The organism is Pseudoxanthomonas sp. LjRoot206 (genome assembly GCF_056175725.1).
Genome location: NZ_JBGFFI010000003.1, coordinates 511,495 through 530,112 on the forward strand (window position 1 = coordinate 511,495; position 18,618 = coordinate 530,112).

At 69.0% G+C, this 18,618-nt stretch carries 14 protein-coding genes; 1 reads left to right on the top strand and 13 read right to left on the bottom strand.

Features of this window, described 5'->3' with window-relative positions; all coding sequences use genetic code 11:
* Positions 1–52: 52 nt before the first annotated feature.
* From AC04MD_RS11680 to AC04MD_RS11705, 6 genes are all read right to left on the bottom strand, one after another.
* A complete protein-coding gene (locus AC04MD_RS11680) occupies positions 53–289 on the bottom strand; it encodes a hypothetical protein (protein WP_475497430.1) in 237 nt (78 codons plus the stop codon).
* A 312-nt stretch (positions 290–601) separates the two neighbouring features.
* Positions 602–1,525: an arginine deiminase-related protein gene (locus tag AC04MD_RS11685; protein WP_475497431.1), complete on the bottom strand. Its 924-nt coding sequence runs from the start codon at positions 1,523–1,525 to the stop codon at positions 602–604.
* A 2-nt stretch (positions 1,526–1,527) separates the two neighbouring features.
* Positions 1,528–2,526, bottom strand: coding sequence for a tRNA dihydrouridine(20/20a) synthase DusA (gene dusA, locus AC04MD_RS11690; protein ID WP_475497432.1), 999 nt, complete (start codon positions 2,524–2,526; stop codon positions 1,528–1,530).
* A 169-nt stretch (positions 2,527–2,695) separates the two neighbouring features.
* Positions 2,696–3,616: a hypothetical protein gene (locus AC04MD_RS11695; RefSeq protein WP_475497433.1), complete on the bottom strand. Its 921-nt coding sequence runs from the start codon at positions 3,614–3,616 to the stop codon at positions 2,696–2,698.
* Between the two features lie 63 nt (positions 3,617–3,679).
* Complete coding sequence (locus tag AC04MD_RS11700) at positions 3,680–4,405, bottom strand: response regulator (RefSeq protein WP_475497434.1); 726 nt, start codon at positions 4,403–4,405, stop codon at positions 3,680–3,682.
* Positions 4,402–7,047: an ATP-binding protein gene (locus tag AC04MD_RS11705; protein ID WP_475497435.1), complete on the bottom strand. Its 2,646-nt coding sequence runs from the start codon at positions 7,045–7,047 to the stop codon at positions 4,402–4,404. Before AC04MD_RS11705 ends, AC04MD_RS11700 begins: the two co-directional genes overlap by 4 nt.
* A 51-nt stretch (positions 7,048–7,098) precedes the next feature.
* Between AC04MD_RS11705 and AC04MD_RS11710 the strand changes: the two genes are divergently transcribed.
* Entirely contained in the window at positions 7,099–7,509 is a 411-nt protein-coding gene (locus AC04MD_RS11710) for a hypothetical protein (protein ID WP_475497436.1), read from the top strand.
* Between the two features lie 302 nt (positions 7,510–7,811).
* On the opposite strand, the gene kdpC is transcribed toward AC04MD_RS11710, so the two are convergent.
* The 7 genes from kdpC to AC04MD_RS11745 form a co-directional block, all read right to left on the bottom strand.
* Positions 7,812–8,405: a potassium-transporting ATPase subunit KdpC gene (gene kdpC, locus AC04MD_RS11715; protein WP_475497437.1), complete on the bottom strand. Its 594-nt coding sequence runs from the start codon at positions 8,403–8,405 to the stop codon at positions 7,812–7,814.
* Between the two features lie 9 nt (positions 8,406–8,414).
* The gene (gene kdpB, locus AC04MD_RS11720) at positions 8,415–10,475 is read right to left on the bottom strand and encodes a potassium-transporting ATPase subunit KdpB (RefSeq protein WP_475497438.1); all 2,061 of its coding nucleotides are present in this window, start codon (positions 10,473–10,475) and stop codon (positions 8,415–8,417) included.
* An 11-nt stretch (positions 10,476–10,486) separates the two neighbouring features.
* Positions 10,487–12,301, bottom strand: a complete 1,815-nt coding sequence (gene kdpA / locus AC04MD_RS11725; protein WP_475497439.1) for a potassium-transporting ATPase subunit KdpA — start codon at positions 12,299–12,301, stop codon at positions 10,487–10,489.
* 119 nt (positions 12,302–12,420) lie between these two features.
* Positions 12,421–13,143 carry a TorF family putative porin gene (locus AC04MD_RS11730; RefSeq protein WP_475497440.1) on the bottom strand — a complete coding sequence of 241 codons (723 nt, stop codon included), beginning with the start codon at positions 13,141–13,143 and terminating at the stop codon, positions 12,421–12,423.
* A gap of 117 nt (positions 13,144–13,260) precedes the next feature.
* Entirely contained in the window at positions 13,261–14,445 is a 1,185-nt protein-coding gene (locus tag AC04MD_RS11735; RefSeq protein WP_475497441.1) for a CaiB/BaiF CoA transferase family protein, read from the bottom strand.
* 121 nt (positions 14,446–14,566) lie between these two features.
* Positions 14,567–16,417, bottom strand: coding sequence for a glycoside hydrolase family 127 protein (locus tag AC04MD_RS11740; RefSeq protein ID WP_475497442.1), 1,851 nt, complete (start codon positions 16,415–16,417; stop codon positions 14,567–14,569).
* Positions 16,414–18,606, bottom strand: coding sequence for a formylglycine-generating enzyme family protein (locus AC04MD_RS11745; protein ID WP_475497443.1), 2,193 nt, complete (start codon positions 18,604–18,606; stop codon positions 16,414–16,416). Before AC04MD_RS11745 ends, AC04MD_RS11740 begins: the two co-directional genes overlap by 4 nt.
* Between the last annotated feature and the right edge of the window lie 12 nt (positions 18,607–18,618).

Consider the following 18,618-nt stretch of genomic DNA (forward strand, 5'->3'; position numbering starts at 1 on the left):
GTGTGCGACCGCGCGGGACGTGCTCTGTGTTGAGCCTCGATTCTACGTAAGACTACGGGCGCGGGGGGTTATCGCCGCGTGCAGGCTGCGGCTGCGGCCCGATGTCGCGACGCGGACGCACCGGCGAATCGACATCGCGGCGCGACGGCTCCATCTCCTGCGTGCGCACGCGCCCGCGCTCATCGATGTACTTGACGCGCGTGACGTCACGGCCGTCGTACTGCATGCGTTCGACGCTCAGCACCTGGTTGCCGGATTCGCTGCGCACGCGGCGCACGGAATCGGACATGGAGTTGCGATGGCCACGGTCGTCGCTGCGCGGAAATCCGCGCTCGCGAGACGGCGGTGCATCCCCACGACCACGGTCGTCCTGCGCGTACACCGCAGCGGTACCGGTAACGGCAGTGAGGACCGCCAAGGCAAGGGCGGCTAGGGTCGGGGCACGAAAACGCATAACGGAATCGTAACGGAACTGGGGTCGCGAAACTGAACGGAACCCGAAACCGCCTCTATGGAATGGAAGCGAAGTTTTGGACCGGCGCAGTGAATCGGTTCTGAATTTATCCACAGGGCAAGGCCCCGCATTCAGCCAGCTGAACGATCAGAAAACCTCGGCCACACAACACCTTAGCGAACCGCCCCCGGCCTCGATCGCGTCCAGCGCCACGCTGTGCACCGCAAATCCCGCCGTGTCGAGCCCCTCCAGCGTGGCCGGCCGCAGGGCATCGTGGGCACGCCGGCTCATCCACACCCTCCCGGACGACAGCGCGATGGCGTTGCCGGCGAAGGCCGCCTGTTCATCGGCCGTCAGTTCCACCACCCCGACGGGGTACAGCGCGTCCAGGGCGGGCACCAGACCGGGGGCGTCCAGACCACCCGGGTAGACCAGCGCCGCCCGACCGGCCAGCACCGCCAGCAGCACGTTGGTGTGGTACTCGCCCGGGGCGAGGTCGAACATCAGCGTGGCTCGCAGGCCGAAGGCCTCGTGCATGCGCGCCGCACCGGCTTCGTCGCAGCGTTCGGACAGGCCGCAGAAGCCGATGCCGCGCGCACGGTCGATGACCAGCGCGCCGGTCAGTTCGCAGGGATGCGGCTGGTCGGAGAGATCGACCTCGGTATAGCCGAGGCTGTCGCGGAAGAATCCGCGGATATCCGGCCGCCCCGCTTCGCGCTGGCGCACCTCGTGGCGCATGCGGCCGACGATCAGGCGCGCTTCGCCGTCCACGCGCGCGGTGGCGAAGGCATTGTTCGGGAATACCGCATCCGGCGTCGCCTCGTCGCCCGGAAAGCACACCACCGGCACGTCCTGCGCCAGTGCGCGCTGCAGGGCATGGTGCTCGCGCAGCGCGGCGCCGGTATCGAACACGCCGGCGTCCGCCATGTAGCGGTTGTCCTGCGCCGACTGCTCCGCGCGCACGAAGCCGTCCGGCGACACCAGGAACGCCGCGCGTGCGGTCGCCGGCCCGACATCCGCTGGCAACGAACCTGCGAACGCGGTGAAGGCGGCGATGTCGCGCGTGATCATGCTCAGGCCGCCGGGCGCAGTTCGCGCGTGGTGGCCGCCAGTGCCTGTTCCACCAGCGACCAGTCCGCGCCGGGCTTGTGCGCGCCCTCGCTGAGGATCTGGCGGAAGGCACGGCCGCCCGTCTGCGCATGGAACAGGCCCAGCACGTGGCGGGTCAGGTGCTTCAGCGCCACGCCCTTGGCCAGCTGCGCCTCAACGTAGGGTCGCCACGCACGCAGCAGGTCCGCGCGCGAACGCAGCTCGCCGCCGAACAGCGCCACCTGCATCTCATGCAGTTCGTAGGGCTCGTGGTACGCCGCACGGCCGATCATCACGCCATCGCTGTGCTGCAGGTGTTCGTGGACCTGCGCGGTCGTGGTGATGCCGCCGTTGATCGCCACCGTCAGTGCCGGTCGCTCGCGCTTGAGCCGGTAGGCCCAGTCATAGCGCAGCGGCGGGATCTCGCGGTTTTCCTTGGGCGACAGGCCCTGCAGCCACGCCTTGCGCGCATGCACGAAGAACGTGGTGCAGCCGGTCGCGGCCACCGTGTCGATGAAGGCGAGGAACAGGTCGTAGTCCTCCTGCTCGTCCACGCCGAGGCGGCATTTCACGGTGACCGGGATGCTGACGGCCTCGATCATCGCCGCCACGCACTCGGACACCAGCGCCGGCTCCTTCATCAGGCAGGCACCGAAGCGGCCGGCCTGCACGCGGTCGGACGGGCAACCGACGTTGAGGTTCACCTCGTCGTAGCCCCAGTCCTGCGCGATGCGTGCGGCCTGCGCCAGGTGCGCCGGGTCGCTGCCACCGAGCTGGACGGCGACGGGATGCTCCACGGTATCGAAGCCCAGCAGGCGGTCGCGGTCGCCATGGATCACGGCCTGTGCGTGCACCATCTCGGTGTACAGGCGCGCGTTCGGCGCCAGCAGGCGGTGGAACACGCGGCAATGCGTGTCCGTCCAGTCCATCATCGGGGCGACCGAGAGGCGCAGGGCTTCGTGGGGAATGCGGGGGGACGTCATGGCGTCATTGTACCGTGCGGCCCCATTCGGCCCCGCCCCGCAAGGCCATGCCCGCGCCCTCATAAGTCGGGGTGAACGGAGTGAAGCCCAACCACGTACGCTTCGGGAATCCCGATGTTGGGCATCGCAGGCTCAGCCAAACCTATCTCTCAGGGGTGAACGAAGTGCGCTAGTTGACGCACTTGTCCAGGATGTCCTGCTGCACATACTGCGACCTCCCGAACCTCTCGGCATACAGCCGGGAGGCTTGCCGATCCAAATCGACGACCTGTGCAGAACTCAGGCTCCCTGCCTGAGCCGCGGCGAAGGATCCGTATTGCGCAGCACTAGCGCTGTCGGCGGCGCCTAACTGCGACAGTCGGGCAACCAGATATTTGTTCGAAGGTGTTAGGCCACTTCTTGTGCCTAGCCCATGCTGCTCCCCCAGATTTCCGGCGGCCGCGTTTACGATCCCCCAAGAACCAGCGGCCAGCGCACGATCTACCAATCGAGGTACGTCCTTGGCATAGCCATCGGCAATCACGTCGTATTCGGGTTGGCTTTCATCAGGCGATTGCCAAGCCGCCGCCACATAACAGGTGGCCGCGTCATCGTTCCCGCGTGACGCCGCCGCGCGGGCCGCTGCGTACATCCGGATGTTGGCTTCTGTCTGTGACACGGCAGACGCCCAAGGTGCGCAAACCACAGCCTGCTGCTCGAGAAATGTCATGACCTGACGGGCATAGGCTTGCTGCTCTGGAGGGAGCTTCGCAAACTCTGCCGGATTCGCCAGCGGCGAGTTCGGGTCCTTGGACTTGGCGGCGTAAAACGTCTCAAGGCGTTTATAGCGGTAGCAGGTCTTGGTGAACTCGTAAGAGTTTCCGATCTCAGCCGAATGAGTTCCCTGCTCTGCGGATGCTCCTGTCGAATGATCTGGGGTGTGGACTGAGCGTCGTGGCACGTGGCCAGTGACATCTGCGTCGGACGTTGATGCTACCGCACGGACATTTTGAGAAAGCGAATCACGAGGATACGTCTGCAGAAACGCGATTCCCGCGATCAAGGCCACCATGATCGCAAGCGCTATCATCCATCCAGCGCGACGCCTCATCCTGCTCTCCGTGCTTGTCATGCAGCTGCGATCACCCTCAGTCGCCGTTGTTCCCGCCTCACCTCACCCCACCCCCACAAACCGCAACCCCACCCCCGGCTCCGTCACGATATAACGCGGCGCAGTCGCGTCATCGCCGAGCTTCTGTCGCAGCTTGCCGACGAGGATGCGCAGGTAGTGCGTGTCTTCCTGGTGGTTCGGGCCCCACAGTTCGCGCAGCAGCTGCGGTTGCGTGACCACCCGTCCCGGGTGTTGCAGCAGCAGCGCGAGCAGAGCGAATTCCTTGCGGCTCAGCGCGACGGGTTCGCCGTCCAGCGTCACCTCGCGGCGGCCCAGGTCCACGTGCAGGCGGCCGTCGTCGAACAGCGGCATCGCGTCGTCGCTGGCGGCGATTCGCGTGCGCAGCAGGCCACGGATGCGCGCCATCAGTTCCTGCACACCGAACGGCTTGGTGACGTAGTCGTTGGCGCCGCCGTCCAGCGCGGCGACCTTCTCGGTTTCGCCGTCGCGCACGGTCAGCATGATCACCGGCACCTGCGACCACTGCCGCAGCTCGCGCAGCACGCCGTGGCCGTCCAGATCCGGCAGGCCGATGTCCAGCACCACCACGTCGGCGCCGTGCGCGGCCAGTTCGGCTAGGCCGGCGCGGCCGCTGTCGGCCAGCGCCACCACATAGCCCTGCGCGCGCAGGCTGATGTCGAGGAAGCGCCGGATCTGCGGCTCGTCGTCGATCACCAGGATGCGCGCCGGCGGGGCGGACGCGGTGGGCGGTGGCGCGGTGTAGGTCAAACCGGATCCTGCGGGGTGGGCGTGAGCAGCGGCAGGGTAATCCGGATCACCGTGCCGCGCCCGTCCGGCCCGGGCAGCGCCTGCACGCTGCCGCCGTGCGCGCCCACCATGCCCTGGCAGATCGCCAGTCCCAGGCCGGTGCCGTGGCGGCCACGGTCGCCGCGCTCCACGCTGTAGAACATGTCGAAGATGCGGCTGCGCTCGTCTTCCGGAATGCCCGGCCCGCGGTCGCGCACGTCGATGCGCAGCGCACCGTCGACGAGCTTCGCTTCGACCTGTACGGGTTCGCCGGGCGGCGAGAACTTGCCTGCGTTCTCCAGCACGTTGAACACCGCCTGCTCGATCAGCGCCGGGTGCACCCACACCGGCGGCACGTCGGCCGCCACCGTCGTCTGCACGCGCACCTCGGGCTGGTAGCGCTGCAGGCGGGAGACCGCCGAACCGAGCAACTCGTCAACGCCGATCCAGTCGCGGTTGAGCCTCAACCCGCTGTGGCCCAGCCGCGTCATGTCGAGCAGGTTCTGGATGTAGCGGTCCAGCCGCTCGCCCTCCTGCTGGATGGTATCCAGCAGGCTGCGGCGGTCGTCCTCGTCCATCGCATTCCAGTAACTGGCCAGGCTGCTGGCCGAGCCGATCATCGACGCCAATGGCGAGCGCAGGTCGTGCGACACCGACGACAGCAGTGCCGAACGCAGCCGCTCGGTCTCGCCGCTGACGCGCGCGTCTTCCAGTTCGGCGACCAGGCGCGTGCGCACCACCGCCTGCGCGATGTCCTCGGCCATCGCTTCGGCCAACCGCCGCTGCTCCGGTAGCAGCCGCGCGGACGTGTCGTCGAAGCGCAGCCCAAGCACCCCCAGCGTGCCGCCGTCGCCACGCAGCGGCAGGAACCAGCGTCCCGCGCCGGCCAGCGTATCGGTATGCCGCCCGGTGGCCTGTCCATGCTGCTGCGCCCAGTCGGCGGCGGCACGATCGAGGTCGGGCAGCACGGCATCGGCGGGTTCCTCGCGGCCCTGCACGCGCAGCCACGCCTCGGCCGACAGCGCACGCGCCAGCGCCTTGCGGCCTGCGGCCAGCACCTGCCCCAGGTCGGCGGCGACGGCCAGTTCGCGCCCCAGCGCCTGCAACGCGGTCGCCTGCGTGTTGGCCGCACGCAGCGCCACCACCTGCATGCGCAGGCGCGAAGCCAGCCGTCCCGCCACCAGCGCCGCGATCAGGAACAGGAACACCGTGGTCACGCCCTGGCGGGCGCTGATGTTGAAGGTGAAGCGCGGTTCGATGAAGAAGAAGTTGTAGGCCAGGAAGCTCAGCAGCGCGGCCACCACGGCGGCGGTCATGCGCGTGCGCGCCGCCACCAGCACCACCGCCACGATGAACACCATCGACACGTCTTCCAGCCCCAGCCAGCGCTCGGCCAGCCACGCCATGCCGACTGCCAGCAGCGAAGCGACGGCGGCGAAGCCGAGTTCGTGGCGCGACAGCCAGCCACCAAGACCAACGCTGCCGCGGCGCGCCCGTGCCCGCGCATCCGGCGTGCTGATGATCACCAGCTCGTAGTGCGCGCCGCGCTGCAGGATCTGCTGCGTCAGCGTGCGGTTGAACATGCGCGCCACCGGCCGTTCGCGCGTGCGCCCGAGCACCAGCGTGGACGCGCCATTCTGTGCGGCATGGTCGAGCAATGCGTCGGCGATGCGCGCACCGCGCAGCACCTCGGTGTCAGCGCCCAGCCGCCGCGCCAGCGCGAACGCCTGGTCGATCTCGCGCTGGCGCGCCTCGTCCACCGTATCGGCCTGCACCGTCACCACGCTCCACGGCGCATCGCGGCGTTCGGCGATGCGGCGCGCCGCGCGCACCAGGTACTCGGAGGTGCCCATGCCGTCGATCGCCACCAGCACGCGCCGCCGCAGCGGCATGCCCGGCAACCCGCGTGCGGCCTGGTCTTCGCGCAGGTCGCTGTCGACGCGGTCGGCGGCGGTCTGCATCGCCAGTTCGCGCAGCGCGATCAGGTTCGACGGCGAGAAGAACGCCTGCAGCGCCTGCGCCGCCTGCTCCGGCAGGTACACCTTGCCCTGGTGCAGGCGCTCGATCAGTTCGCGCGGCGGCAGGTCGACCAGCACGATGTCGCGCAGGCGGTCGAACACGGCATCCGGCACCGTCTCGCTGACGCGCACGCCGGTGATGCGGTGGACGACGTCGTTGAGGCTTTCCAGGTGCTGGATGTTGATGGTGGTGTGGACGTCGATGCCGGCGTCCAGCAGTTCGATCACGTCCTGCCAGCGCCGTTCGTGGCGGCTGCCGGGGGCGTTGCGGTGGGCCAGTTCGTCGACCAGTGCGATCTGCGGGCGCCGCGCCAGCAGGGCGTCCAGGTCCATCTCGTCCAGCCAGCGGCCCTGGTAGGCCACCCGGTGGCGCGGCAGGATCTCCAGCCCGTCGGTCAATGCGGCGGTCTCGCCACGTCCGTGCGTCTCGACGATGCCGACGACGACATCCCTGCCCTGCCGTCGCAGCTCGCGGGCACGCGACAGCATGGTGTAGGTCTTGCCCACGCCCGGCGCGGCGCCCAGGAAGATGGTCAGCCGCCCGCCCTGCTCACGTTGCAAGTGGTCGATCAGGGCATCGGCCTGACGGTCGCGGAGGTCGGTCATGGGGATATTCTGCCTGTTGTCATGTCACGTAGATCGGCTGGGCGGTCCGCCATGACGGCGCTCCCGCTGCGCCATATGTCGGGCGTGAGGATGGGAAGGGCGTCATCAAGGAAAATTGCTTCGAAGGCGAAGCAAAAAGCCTCGTGCGCGAGGCTATTTGTTTCGGCCGCAATCCTTTCTGGTTCGGCCGCAAGGCTTTTTGCCTTGTCGTCTCACCTGAACGCTTCGCGCGCGCACCTTTCTGGTTCGACGTCGAAGCAAAAAGCCTTGTCATCTCACCTCTGGCGTCACATTCACGAGGCTTTTTGCCTCGTCGTCTCAGCTGAAAGGTCTGCGCGCGAAGCTTTTTGCCTTGTCGTCTCACCTTTGAGCCTTGGCGGCGAGAAAATTTGCCTTGATCGCGCACCTTTCTGGTTCGGCAGCGAGGTGGGTTCGTTGGTCATCCGGACTGACAGTTCCTGATGGCGACATCGGGAGGCTCCTCTCCAACACGCTGGAAACAGAGAAAGCGCATACACCCGCTTTCCGCTCCCTCTCCCCCGCATGCGGGGGAGAAGAGAAAGCCAGGCATCGCTCCGCTTCCGCCCCCTCTCCCCCGCGCGCGGGGGAGAGGGCTGGGGTGAGGGGGCCAGACGCGGCAGCAGCGCAAGACCACGACGCGACCCGACTCCGTTCACCCCCTCACCTGCCTTCGGCATCCTCTCCCCCGCAAGCGGGGGAGAAGAGAAAGCCAGGCATCGCTCCGCCTGCGGCCCCACGCCGCCCTACTCGGATTTTCCGGACGCATCCAGCGCAAGATTGAGCTCCAGCACGTTGACGCGCGGTTCGCCGAACAGGCCGAACTGCCTGCCTTCCGTATGCGCGGCAACGACACGTTCGATCACGGCCGGATCGACGCCGCGCGCACCGGCAACCCGGACGATCTGGATCCGTACGGCCGCGGGCGACAGGTGCGGGTCGATACCGCCGCCGGACTGCGTGACCAGGTCGCTGGGCACCTCCGCCGGCGCGACACCTTCGCGCGTGGCGACCGCAGCGCGGGCTTCTTCGATGCGCGCACGCAGATCAGGATTCGTGCGCGCCTGGTTGCTGCCAGCCAGTGCCATGGTGTCGTAGCCGGCGGCGGACGGACGCGGCTGCACGTAGCGGTCATCGGCGAACGGCTGCGCGACCAGCGACGAGCCGATGACCTGGCCATCGCGTTCGATCAGGCTGCCGTTCGCCTGCGCGGGGAACAGCAGGCCGCCGATGCCGGTGGCGGTCAGCGAGTACAGCAGGCCGAAGCCGAGCAGCGTGACCAGGGCAAGCACCAGCGAGGCGCGCCAGACATTCGGGGATGAGACGGGAACAGCGTTCATGGGAATTCCTCAGGCGCCGGTGACAGCGGCCAGCAACAGGTCGATGAGCTTGATGGCGGCGAACGGCAGCAGCACGCCGCCGACGCCGTAGACCAGCATGTTCCGGCGCAGCAGTGCGGTGGCGCCGGCCGGGCGGAAGCGCACGCCGCGCAGCGCCAGCGGGATCAGCAGCGGGATGATGACGGCGTTGAAGATCAGCGCCGCGATCACCGCGTTGGTCGGGCTGGACAGCTGCATGACGTTGAGCGCGGCCATCGACGGGATGGCGGATGCGAACAGCGCCGGCAGGATGGCGAAGTACTTCGACACGTCGTTGGCCAGCGAGAACGTGGTCAGCGCGCCGCGCGTGATCAGCTGCTGCTTGCCGATCTCGACCACGTCCAGCAGCTTGGCCGGATCGGAATCGAGGTCGACCATGTTGCCGGCCTCCTTCGCCGCCTGCGTGCCGGAGTTCATCGCCAGGCCCACGTCGGCCTGCGCCAGCGCGGGTGCGTCGTTGGTGCCGTCGCCGACCATCGCGACCAGGCGGCCGCCGGCCTGTTCCTGGCGGATGCGCGCCAGCTTGTCCTCGGGGCGCGCCTCGGCGATGTAGTCGTCGACGCCGGCCTCGGCGGCGATGGCGGCGGCGGTCAGCGGGTTGTCGCCGGTGATCATGACCGTGCGGATGCCCATCGCCCGCATGTGCGCGAACTTCTCCTTGATGCCGTGCTTGACCACGTCGGACAGTTCGACCACGCCGAGCACATGGCTGCCGTCGCTGGCCACGAGCGGGGTGGCGCCGTTGCGCGCGACCTGCTCGACGCGGGCGGTAAGTTCGGCCGGCGCGCTGCCGCCCAGCGTCTTGACGTGCTGCACGATGGCATCGGCCGCGCCCTTGCGGATGCCGCGTGCGCTGCCGCGGCCGTCGTCCGGCAGGTCGACGCCGGACATGCGCGTCTGCGCGGTGAAGGCGATGAACGTCGCATGCTGCGGCTCCACCAGCACGGCGCCCTGCTCGCGCGCCAGCGTCACGATCGACTTGCCTTCCGGGGTGGGGTCGGCCAGCGAGGCGAGCATGGCCGCATCACGCAGCTGCTCGCGGTCGATGCCGGCCAGCGGATGGAACAGCGTGGCCTGGCGGTCGCCGTGGGTGATGGTGCCGGTCTTGTCGAGCAGCAGCACATCGACGTCGCCGGCCACTTCCACCGCCTTGCCCGACTTGGCCAGCACGTTGGCGGCCAGCGCGCGGTTCATGCCGGCGATGCCGATGGCCGGCAACAGACCGCCGATGGTGGTGGGGATCAGGCAGACCAGCAGCGCGATCAGCAGCAGCGGATCGAGCTTCGCCCCGACGAAGCCGGCGATGAAGGGCAGCGTGACGACGACGATGAGGAAGGTCAGCGTCATCGTCAGCAGCAGCAGGCCCAGCGCGATCTCGTTCGGCGTCTTCTGCCGGTTGGCGCCTTCGACCAGCGCGATCATCCGGTCGAGGAAACTGTGGCCGGGCTCGGCGGTGATCTTCACCACGATCTCGTCCGACAGCACTTGGGTGCCGCCGATCACGCCGCTGCGATCGGTACCGGCTTCGCGCAGTACCGGCGCGGATTCGCCGGTGACCGCGGATTCGTTGATCGTCGCCAGGCCCTTGACGATCTCGCCGTCGGCGGGCACCTGTTCGCCCGCACTGACGATGACGTAGTCGCCCGGCCGCAGGTCCGCGGCGGGGATGCGCCGCTCCGTGCCGCCGAGCGGCGTGTCGACGCGACGCGCGACCAGGTCCTTGCGGGCGCGCCGCAGCGACGCCGCCTGGCCACGGCCACGCGCTTCGGCGACGGCCTCGGCGAAGTTGGCGAACAGCACGGTGACGAACAGCAGCGCGGTCACCGCCCAGCCGAGGCCCGGCGTGGTGTTGCCTGCCACGGTCAGGCCGGCGGTCAGCAGCGTGCCCAGCCAGACCACAGCCATCACGGGATTCCGGAAGGCGTGTTGTGGGGCGAGCTTGGTGAAGGACGCGAGCACGGCGGCGCGGAAGCCCGCGCTGTCGAGCAGTGCGGCCGGGCGGCGGTGGGAAACAAGCGTGGAATCGGTCATGGCGACAGTCCTCAGGACGCGATCAGCGCGAGGTGGTCGGCGACGGGGCCGAGCACCAGCACGGGCATGAACTGCAGCAGGGTCAGGATGACGACCACCGCGATCAGCGTCAGTGCGAAGGTGGGGGTTTCGATCTGCAGCGTGCCGACGCCGTCGGGTGCGACGCGCTTGCGGGCCAGCGACGCGGCGATGGCGAGCGGGAGGATCAGGGCGGGATAGCGACCGAGCAGCAACATCAGCGTGGCGCTGAGGTTCCACCAGATGGTCGCGTCGCCGAGGCCTTCGAAACCCGAGCCGTTGTTGGCGAATGCGGACGTGTACTCGTAGAACACCTGGCTGATGCCGTGGAAGTCCGGATTCGAATTGCCGGTGATCGACGGCACGGCCAGCGTGATCGCGGTAAAGGCGAGCAATGCCAGCGGTTGCAGCAGCACCAGCACGGCAAGCAGCTTCACCTCGTGCGCTTCGATCTTGCGGCCGAACAGTTCCGGTGTGCGGCCGGTCATCAGGCCGGCGAGGAACACGCTCAGCAGCAGGTAGACCAGGAACTGCTGGAGGCCGCAGCCGATGCCGCCCCAGATCGCGTTCACCAGCATGTTGCCGATCGTCACCAGCCCGGTCAGCGGCGCCAGCGAGTCGTGCATCGCGTTGACCGAGCCGTTCGAGGTCTGCGTGGTCAGTGCGCCCCACAACGCCGACGGCGCGGCGCCGAAGCGGACTTCCTTGCCCTCCATCAGCGCGATGTCGTTCGATGTGGCGGAATAGCGCTCCGACCACACGGCCGCGCCAGTCGAGATCGCCGACATGGTCAGCATGGTGCCGAACACCAGGGCGGTGAACTTCCTGCGGCCGGTGAATCCACTGACCATGAAGGCGATGCTGACGGGAATCAGGATGATGGCCAGCGTTTCCAGCACGTTGGAGAATGGCGTGGGGTTTTCCAGCGGCACGCTGCTGTTGGGGCCGTACCAGCCGCCGCCGTTGGTGCCGAGCTGCTTCACCGCCACCATCGCGGCGACCGGGCCGACAGGAATCTTCTGCTCAGCCATCTCCGCCGTCGTGTCGATCGGCGTCGCCACTGGCCCGCCCTGCAGCGTGGACGGCACGCCCTGCCAGGTCAGCAGCAGCGACCACGCCAAGCACAGCGGCAGCAGCACGCGCACAGCGGGACGCAGCACATCGGCCCAGTAGTTGCCGACGTCGGCCTCGCTGTGACCCTGCTTCGACGTATCGCGCGATGGCCGTCCCTGGCGAGACATGGCGTGCTCCGGAACGTCCTGCCCGGCCATCCCTGGCCGGCCGCTCACGGTCGCGTCCGACGCCGATAGGGCATCGGACGAACGTGCGCCCGCTCGCCCACCGAACAGTCCGCGCAGGGTCGCCACGACCAGCGCCAGGCCCATCATCGGCGTGATCATCTGCAGGCCGACGATGCCGGTCATCTGCGCCAGGTGCGACAGCTGCGCCTGGCCCGAGTAGTGCTGCTGGTTGGTGTTGGTGAGGAAGGACACCATGGTGTGCAGCGCCAGGTCCCAGCGCATGTTCGGCGCGCCGTTGGGATTGAGCGGCAGCCAGGCCTGGACCATGAAGACGACCCACACCAGCGCACCGACCAGCAGGTTGCTGGCGAGGAACGCGGTGGCATACGCCTTCCAGCCCATGCCCTGCGCCGGATCGACGCCGAGCATGCGGTAGACGGGGCGTTCGACCAGGCCGAACAGGCGGTCGCCACGCATCGGGGCACCGCGCATCACCGCCGCCAGGTAGCGGCCCAGCGGCCAGCCCAGCGCGATCGCCAGGGCGAAGACGATGAGGAATTCAGTCATGGGAGTCATCCATCGGCGTGCGCGTGCGCCGCGTGAGCAGCAGGAACATCAGGCCGGCGCCGGCGAGCAGCCCGGCCAGCGACAAGGACAGGTGGAGGAAGTCGGTGAACATGGCGGCCTCAGAACGACGCCTGCAGCGCGGCTTCGACGCGCGAGCCGGCCAGGCCGGGGAACAGCGTCTTCGCACTGCGGTCGGTGGCATGCGCGGTGACGCGCAGTTCGAACGGGGCCTTGAACGCCCACACCGCACTGAGCTGCGCATGCGCGTAGCGGTCGTCGTAGGCATCGTCCAGCCAGTAATAACCGGCGGCGGCTTCCAGGCGCACCTGTTCGCTCAGAGGGAACTTGGCGCCCAGCTGCGCGTAGGCGCCGGCTTCATCCGTCGCGAGCGCTTCGGTGGAGTAGCCCAGCTGCACCCAGTAATTCTGCTTCCAGGTCAGTGTACCGATGGCCTCGGTCCAGTTGAGGTCGACGGTGGTGGACGGGTAGCGGTAGTGGGTCAGGTTGACATCGAGCGCCAAGTCGTCGGACAGGGTGCCGCCCCAGCCGACGGTGACGTCGATTTCACTGCTGGCCTTCGTTTCCGGTGCGAACTCAACGTTCGAGCCCCATACCGCGCCATACAGGCCGTTGTCGGCCGTGGCCTTGAAGCCGGCCTGCACGGCGGGGTCGCCCTGCGTCTGCGTGGTGCCACGCCAGACGTAGTCGGTGGTGAGCGCGCCGGAACCGCTGACGCTCGCGGCCTGCGCGGTGGATGCGGCCGCCAGCAGCAGGCCGGCAGCGAGGGAGGACACGACGAACGCAGGCGACGGCCTGCGCGAAGAAGAACGAGGGAAGGACATGAAGGCGATCCAGGCGGAAGACGTTCCGCCGACCGCGAAAGTCTGATCCTGGCCCGCGTAAAGCCGCCATGCGCAGTGCGCGCGGCGGCGTAAATTCGGCGTAAAGCGCGGCCGGGATCAGCCCGACGCGCGCGTCCTGCCGTGGCGGCCGAGCACGTGGTCCGCATCCTGGTCGAACGTCGGCGCGGCGAACGGCGCCGGCCCCGGCGTGCGGCCGAAGGCGATCGGGCGCGTCACCCCGCGGTAGCTGCCGACGACGGGATGCGCGATCTCCGCCACCATGTCCTCGGCCAGCACCTGCGGATGTTCGAACATGTCTTCGACGCGGCGCGCGGCGGCGCACGGCACCTCGTCGCCGAAGTGCGCTTCCCATTCCGCCGCGGTGCGCGCCAGCAACGCGTCGTGCAGCTGCGGGACGATCTCGGCCGCATGCGCGGCGCGCTTGCGCACGGTGTCGTAGCGCGGGTCGTCGGCCAGCGCGTCCAGCCCGGTCAGCCGGCACAGCGCCTTCCAGAAGCGCGCGGTATTGGCGGACAGGTAGAGATAGCCGTCGCGCGCCGGATGGATGCCGGTGACGCCGCCGGAACGCATGTCGCGGCCGATGTCGAGCGCCTCGCCTTCGGCCCAGATCATGCGCGCCGACTGCATGGTCAGCGCACTGCGCAGCAGCGAGACGCCGACGAACTGGCCCAGCCCGCTGCGCTCGCGTTCGTACAGCGCCGACGACACGCCGCCGGCGAGCAGCGCGGCGGCGTAGTAGTCCACCACCGAGCCGTAGATGATCTCCGGCGCGCCGCCGCGCTTGCCCTGCAGCGTGCACATGCCGGTCATGGTCTGCAGCACCTGGTCGTAGCCGGCCTTGTCCTTCATCGGGCCGGTCTCGCCGTAGCCGGTCACCGCGCAGTAGATCAGGCGCGGGTTGATCACCGACAGGCTGTCGAAATCGATGCCCAGCCGCTTCGGCACGCTGGGGCGGAAGTTGTGCACCAGCACGTCGGCCTCGCGCACCAGGCGCAGCAACGCGGCATGGTCGGCCGCCTGCTTCAGGTCCAGCACGATGCCCTGCTTGCTGCGGTTCACGCCGAGGAAGGCGCGGCTTTCCCGCTCCAGCGTGGACGGGTACTGGCGCAGGTTGTCGCCGTCGGGCGGCTCGACCTTGACCACGTCGGCGCCCTGGTCGGCCAGCAGCGTGCAACCGTAGGGACCGGCGATATAGGCGCTCAGGTCGAGCACCTTGACGCCGCTGAGCGGCCCGGCCGGGCCGTGGCGCCGGGGGGCGCGGAAGGGAGAGGCAGTGTCCATGGGAAGAGGCTCCTTCAACCGCCACCTGCTGGTCGGGAACCAGTCTGGTGCAGGTGGTGCAGCGGATACAGTCGGCCGCCGTAGTTTCTGCGGCCACAAATTCTTGCGAGCGCGCCGGCGGTCATGATGCCGGCGGCAGCGACAGCCAGGTCAACCGCCACGCGCCGTCCACGCGGCCGCCAGTGCGGTAGTACGGCCAGAACAGCAGCGGCGGCCGGTAGCCGAGCTGCAGGGTGATGCCCGGCCCTTCGTCGTCGTCGGCCACCGGCAGCACCTGCAGCCAGTCGTCCTGCGGCCCGTCCGGCAGGCGGATGGTCTCCTCGGTCTTGAAGCCGTCGACCAGGTCCGTGGCGTACACCAGCGGCCCGCGCGTGACGCCCACGTAGTGCAGGTCCAGCACCTGCTGGTGCACGGCGGAACCGTCGGGTGCGCGCGACTCCTGCACGTTGCGCAGCACCTGCCGGTGCAGCGCGGGGCGCAGCGGGAACAGCAGCTGCACCTGGTCGCCGGCGCGCCAGTGGCGACGGATCGTCGCGAACGTGCCCGGCACCACCGGCACGCGCACCGCCTCGCCATTGACCGCGACGCTGGCGCCCTCGGCCCAGGACGGAATGCGCAGGCGCAGCTCGAACGTGGCCTCGCGCTCGGGCTGCACCTCCAGCGAGATGTCGCCTTCGAACGGATAGCCGGTGTGCTGGCGCAGCACCAGCGTGCCGGCTGTCGGATGCGCCAGGCGCGCTTCGCACGGCCCGTACAGCTGCACGTGGGCGGTGTCGCCGTCGACGGCGTAGGCCAGCGCCGGCAGTTCCTCCAGCGCCATCGCACCGCTGGACTTGCAGCAGCGCCAGTAGGTGGTGTGCACGCGGCGGCCGTTCGGGAACGAGTAGTAGCACCAGTCCTCGCCGTCGGGTGCGAATGCGCCGAGCAGGTCGTTGTAGGCGGTGCGCTCGATCTCTTCGGCGTAACGCGCCTCGCCGGTCAGGCGCAGCAGTTCGCGATTGAACTGGATCCAGGCCAGCAGCGAACAGGTTTCGACATAGGCCAGCGGACTGAAGGTGCCGCGCGCGTTGAACACCTCGCGCGAACGGTGCGCCACGCCGCCCCAGGGACCGCCACCGAGGGTGAGGTGGTACTGGTGGATGTTGTCCCACATCGCCTCGACGGCGCTGCGCAGCGCTGCGTCGCCGGTGGCGCGGCACAGCTTGACCACGCCGACCAGGTTCCACAGCAGCTGGTAGGCCTTGCCGGTGGCGATCTCCGACGCATCGGCGCCGGCTTCGATGGCGGGCAGCAGGCGCAGCGCGGGATGCGCGTTGGCCTGCGCGAATACCTGCTGCGCCAGCGCGAGAAAGCGTGGCTCGCCACATTCTTCGTACAGCTCCAGCGCGGCATCCATCAGCACGGTGGCCGACATGCCGTGGTGGTTGCCGAGCGTGGTGATGTCGATGCCGTCGGCCAGCGCACGCGCGCACAGGTCGGCGATGCGGCCGGCGGCCTGCGTGTAGCGCGTATCGTCGAGCGCGCGTGCGGTCTCGACCAGGCCGAGGATCAGGTAGGCGTGCACCCAGATGTCCCAGGTGCGCAGTGCCGGCGCGCCGTCCCAGCTGGGCGGCTTGGGCGGCTGCGGCTGCATGAAGCGGCGCTCGGGCGCGTAGGTGCCGAGATAGCCGTCGTCTTCCTGCACGGACAGCAGGTAATCGGCGACCTCGCGCAGGTGGGTGCCCAGCGTTGCGTCGCCGCTGCGTACATACGCGCGCGCGGCGGCGCACAGCCACTTGCCGGCGTGTTCGCCGTACCAGTCGCCTTCGAGGTTCTGCGCGCGGTGCGCGGGCGAAAACAGCGCGATGGCGGGGCTGTCAGGCGCGGTGATGAAGTGCGACAGGCGACCGCGCAGGTTGGCCTCCAGGGCGGCGCCGAGGAGGCCGCCCAGCACGACGGACGAAGACGCAGCGGCGGCATCCGTCTTCGTCATGCGGCGTCCACCACGCACCGGAAGCCGATGCGGCCGGAACGGTCCTTGCCCGGCGCCATCAGCAGCAGCTTGCCGTGCTGGTCCAGGCGCTTGGCCTGCGGGAAATACCAGTGCGAGGTGCGCGGCTCGTAATCGCTGCCGCCGCGCACGATGGCGGCGCGTGTGTGCTCGTCGTGGAACTCGTCCGTCCACTGCCAGACGTGGCCGACCAGGTCCATCACGCCGAACGGGCTGGCGCCGGCGGGGAACGCGCCGACCTCGGCGGGCGGCGGCAGCACGCGGCCCCGGAACACCGGCGGCGCCGCATCGTCGCGCCAGGCATCGCCCCACGGATACAGGCGTCCGTCGGTGCCCTGCGCGGCGTACTGCCATTCCCAGCCGTGCGGCAGGCGCTTGCCCGCCCACGCGGCGTAGGCGCGCGCGTCCTCGATCGACACCCAGGTCACCGGCCGGTTTTCCCAACCCGGTTGCGGCGCACCCTCGCGCCAGTCGCGCAGGAAGTGCTGCGCATCCTGCGGGGCGTAGCCGGTCGCGTCGATGAAGGCCTTGAACTGCGCGTTCGTCACCAGGTGGCGGTCGATGTGGAACGACCCGACCTGCATGCGGCGACGGTGATGGCGGCGCGCCGTCGGCTCCCACGGGAACTGCACGTCCACGCCCTCCCACACCTGCCCTTCGATCTCGATGCCCTGCACCGCGAACAGGAATTCGCCGGCGTGGATCGTGACCATGCCATCCGGTGCCGTGGTCTGCGGCGTGGTCGGCGCGATCGGCTGCAGGATCTGCGGCAGCGCCGCCCATGTCGCCGACAGCGAGGCCAGCGGTGTCGCCGCCTCCTTCGCCATCAACGCCAGGAAGTCCTCGAGCCCCGCGTCCTGCGCATCGTCGCGCAGCGCCAGCAACGCACCGAAACCGCGCCCTTCCAGCGTGGTCTCCAGGATCGCCTGGCCATCGATGATGCGCGGCTGCAGCGGCATGCCGTTCCACAGGTCGACGTAGCGCGTGCCCTCGACGTGCGGCACGGCGAGCTGCTCGCCCTCGATCGGGTATTCGTGGCGGTTGACCAGCGTCCACAGCGTGCGGTCGTCGGCGGGGAACCGGCTGGCGAAGATGCCGGCCTGCAAGGTGCGCTCGTACGGACGCCAGTCCAGGCTGACCGGCAGCGTCGGGAAGCGGCGGTAGATCGCGGCGATGCGGCGCAGCGAGGCGGCGTCGCGCGGGGTCAGCTGGTTCCACAGGCCCCACACGTTCTCCCACGCGTTGTAGCCCACGCCGTTGAAGAAGATGTACTGCAGGTCGTGGTTGCGGTCGCGGCCCCAGCGGTTCTCGTAATTGATCATGTGGCGCGGTTCCAGCCATTTGAACTTGGCCACCGGCGGCACGACTTCGTTCGGCGCCTTCTTGCCCCAGCTCTGCACGTTCCAGATCAGGTGTTCTTCGGCGCTGATCGTGGACTCCGGCTGCACCACCACCGGATGGCCGAGCGCATCGCAGGCGTCGAAGAACGCGCGCGGCACGCCGTTGTAGGTATCGCCGTTGATGCCGTCGGCGCCGACCGCGACGACCAGCTTCGCGATGGCCTGCCAGTCGGGCTCGCCTTCGTCGCGGGTGCCGTTGTCCCAGGGCATGGTGGTGAGGAACACGCGCACGCCGCGGCGATGGAAATCGTCGACCGCGCCGCGCAGCGCCTCCAACCCGCCCGGCAGGCTGCGCGCGAAATCGAACTGGTTGCGGTCGTCGACGCCGATGTTCGGGTACACGCACCACAGCAGCACGCTGTCGAGGCCGCCGTAGCGCGTCTCCAGGTCGTCGAGGTAGCGGTCGACCGTGTAGCGGCCGGCGACGGGATCGTAGAGGTAGCGGTCCTCCACCATCACCTGCGCGTGCACGAAGTTGCGTTGCGCCCACTGCAGTTCCGGGCGGCGGTAGTTGGCGTCGTCGTAGCCGATGCGGGTGAGGTGCTCGCGGCGCCAGTCCTTCAGCTCGGTCACCCAGTCGTCGGCCGAGGCGTTGGCGTCGATCTTCCACTGGCCGATGTCGGCGAACGGCCAGCCCGGCGCCTTGCCCGGCGTGGGCAGGTAGCGCTGGGTGGTGACGTGGGAGAACTTGTATTCGGTCTTCACCGGCGGTGCGCGATCGTCGTCGTATGCGGGGCCGGGAGCGTTGTCGGAAGGCGTGGGAAGGCTCATGGGGGGATATCG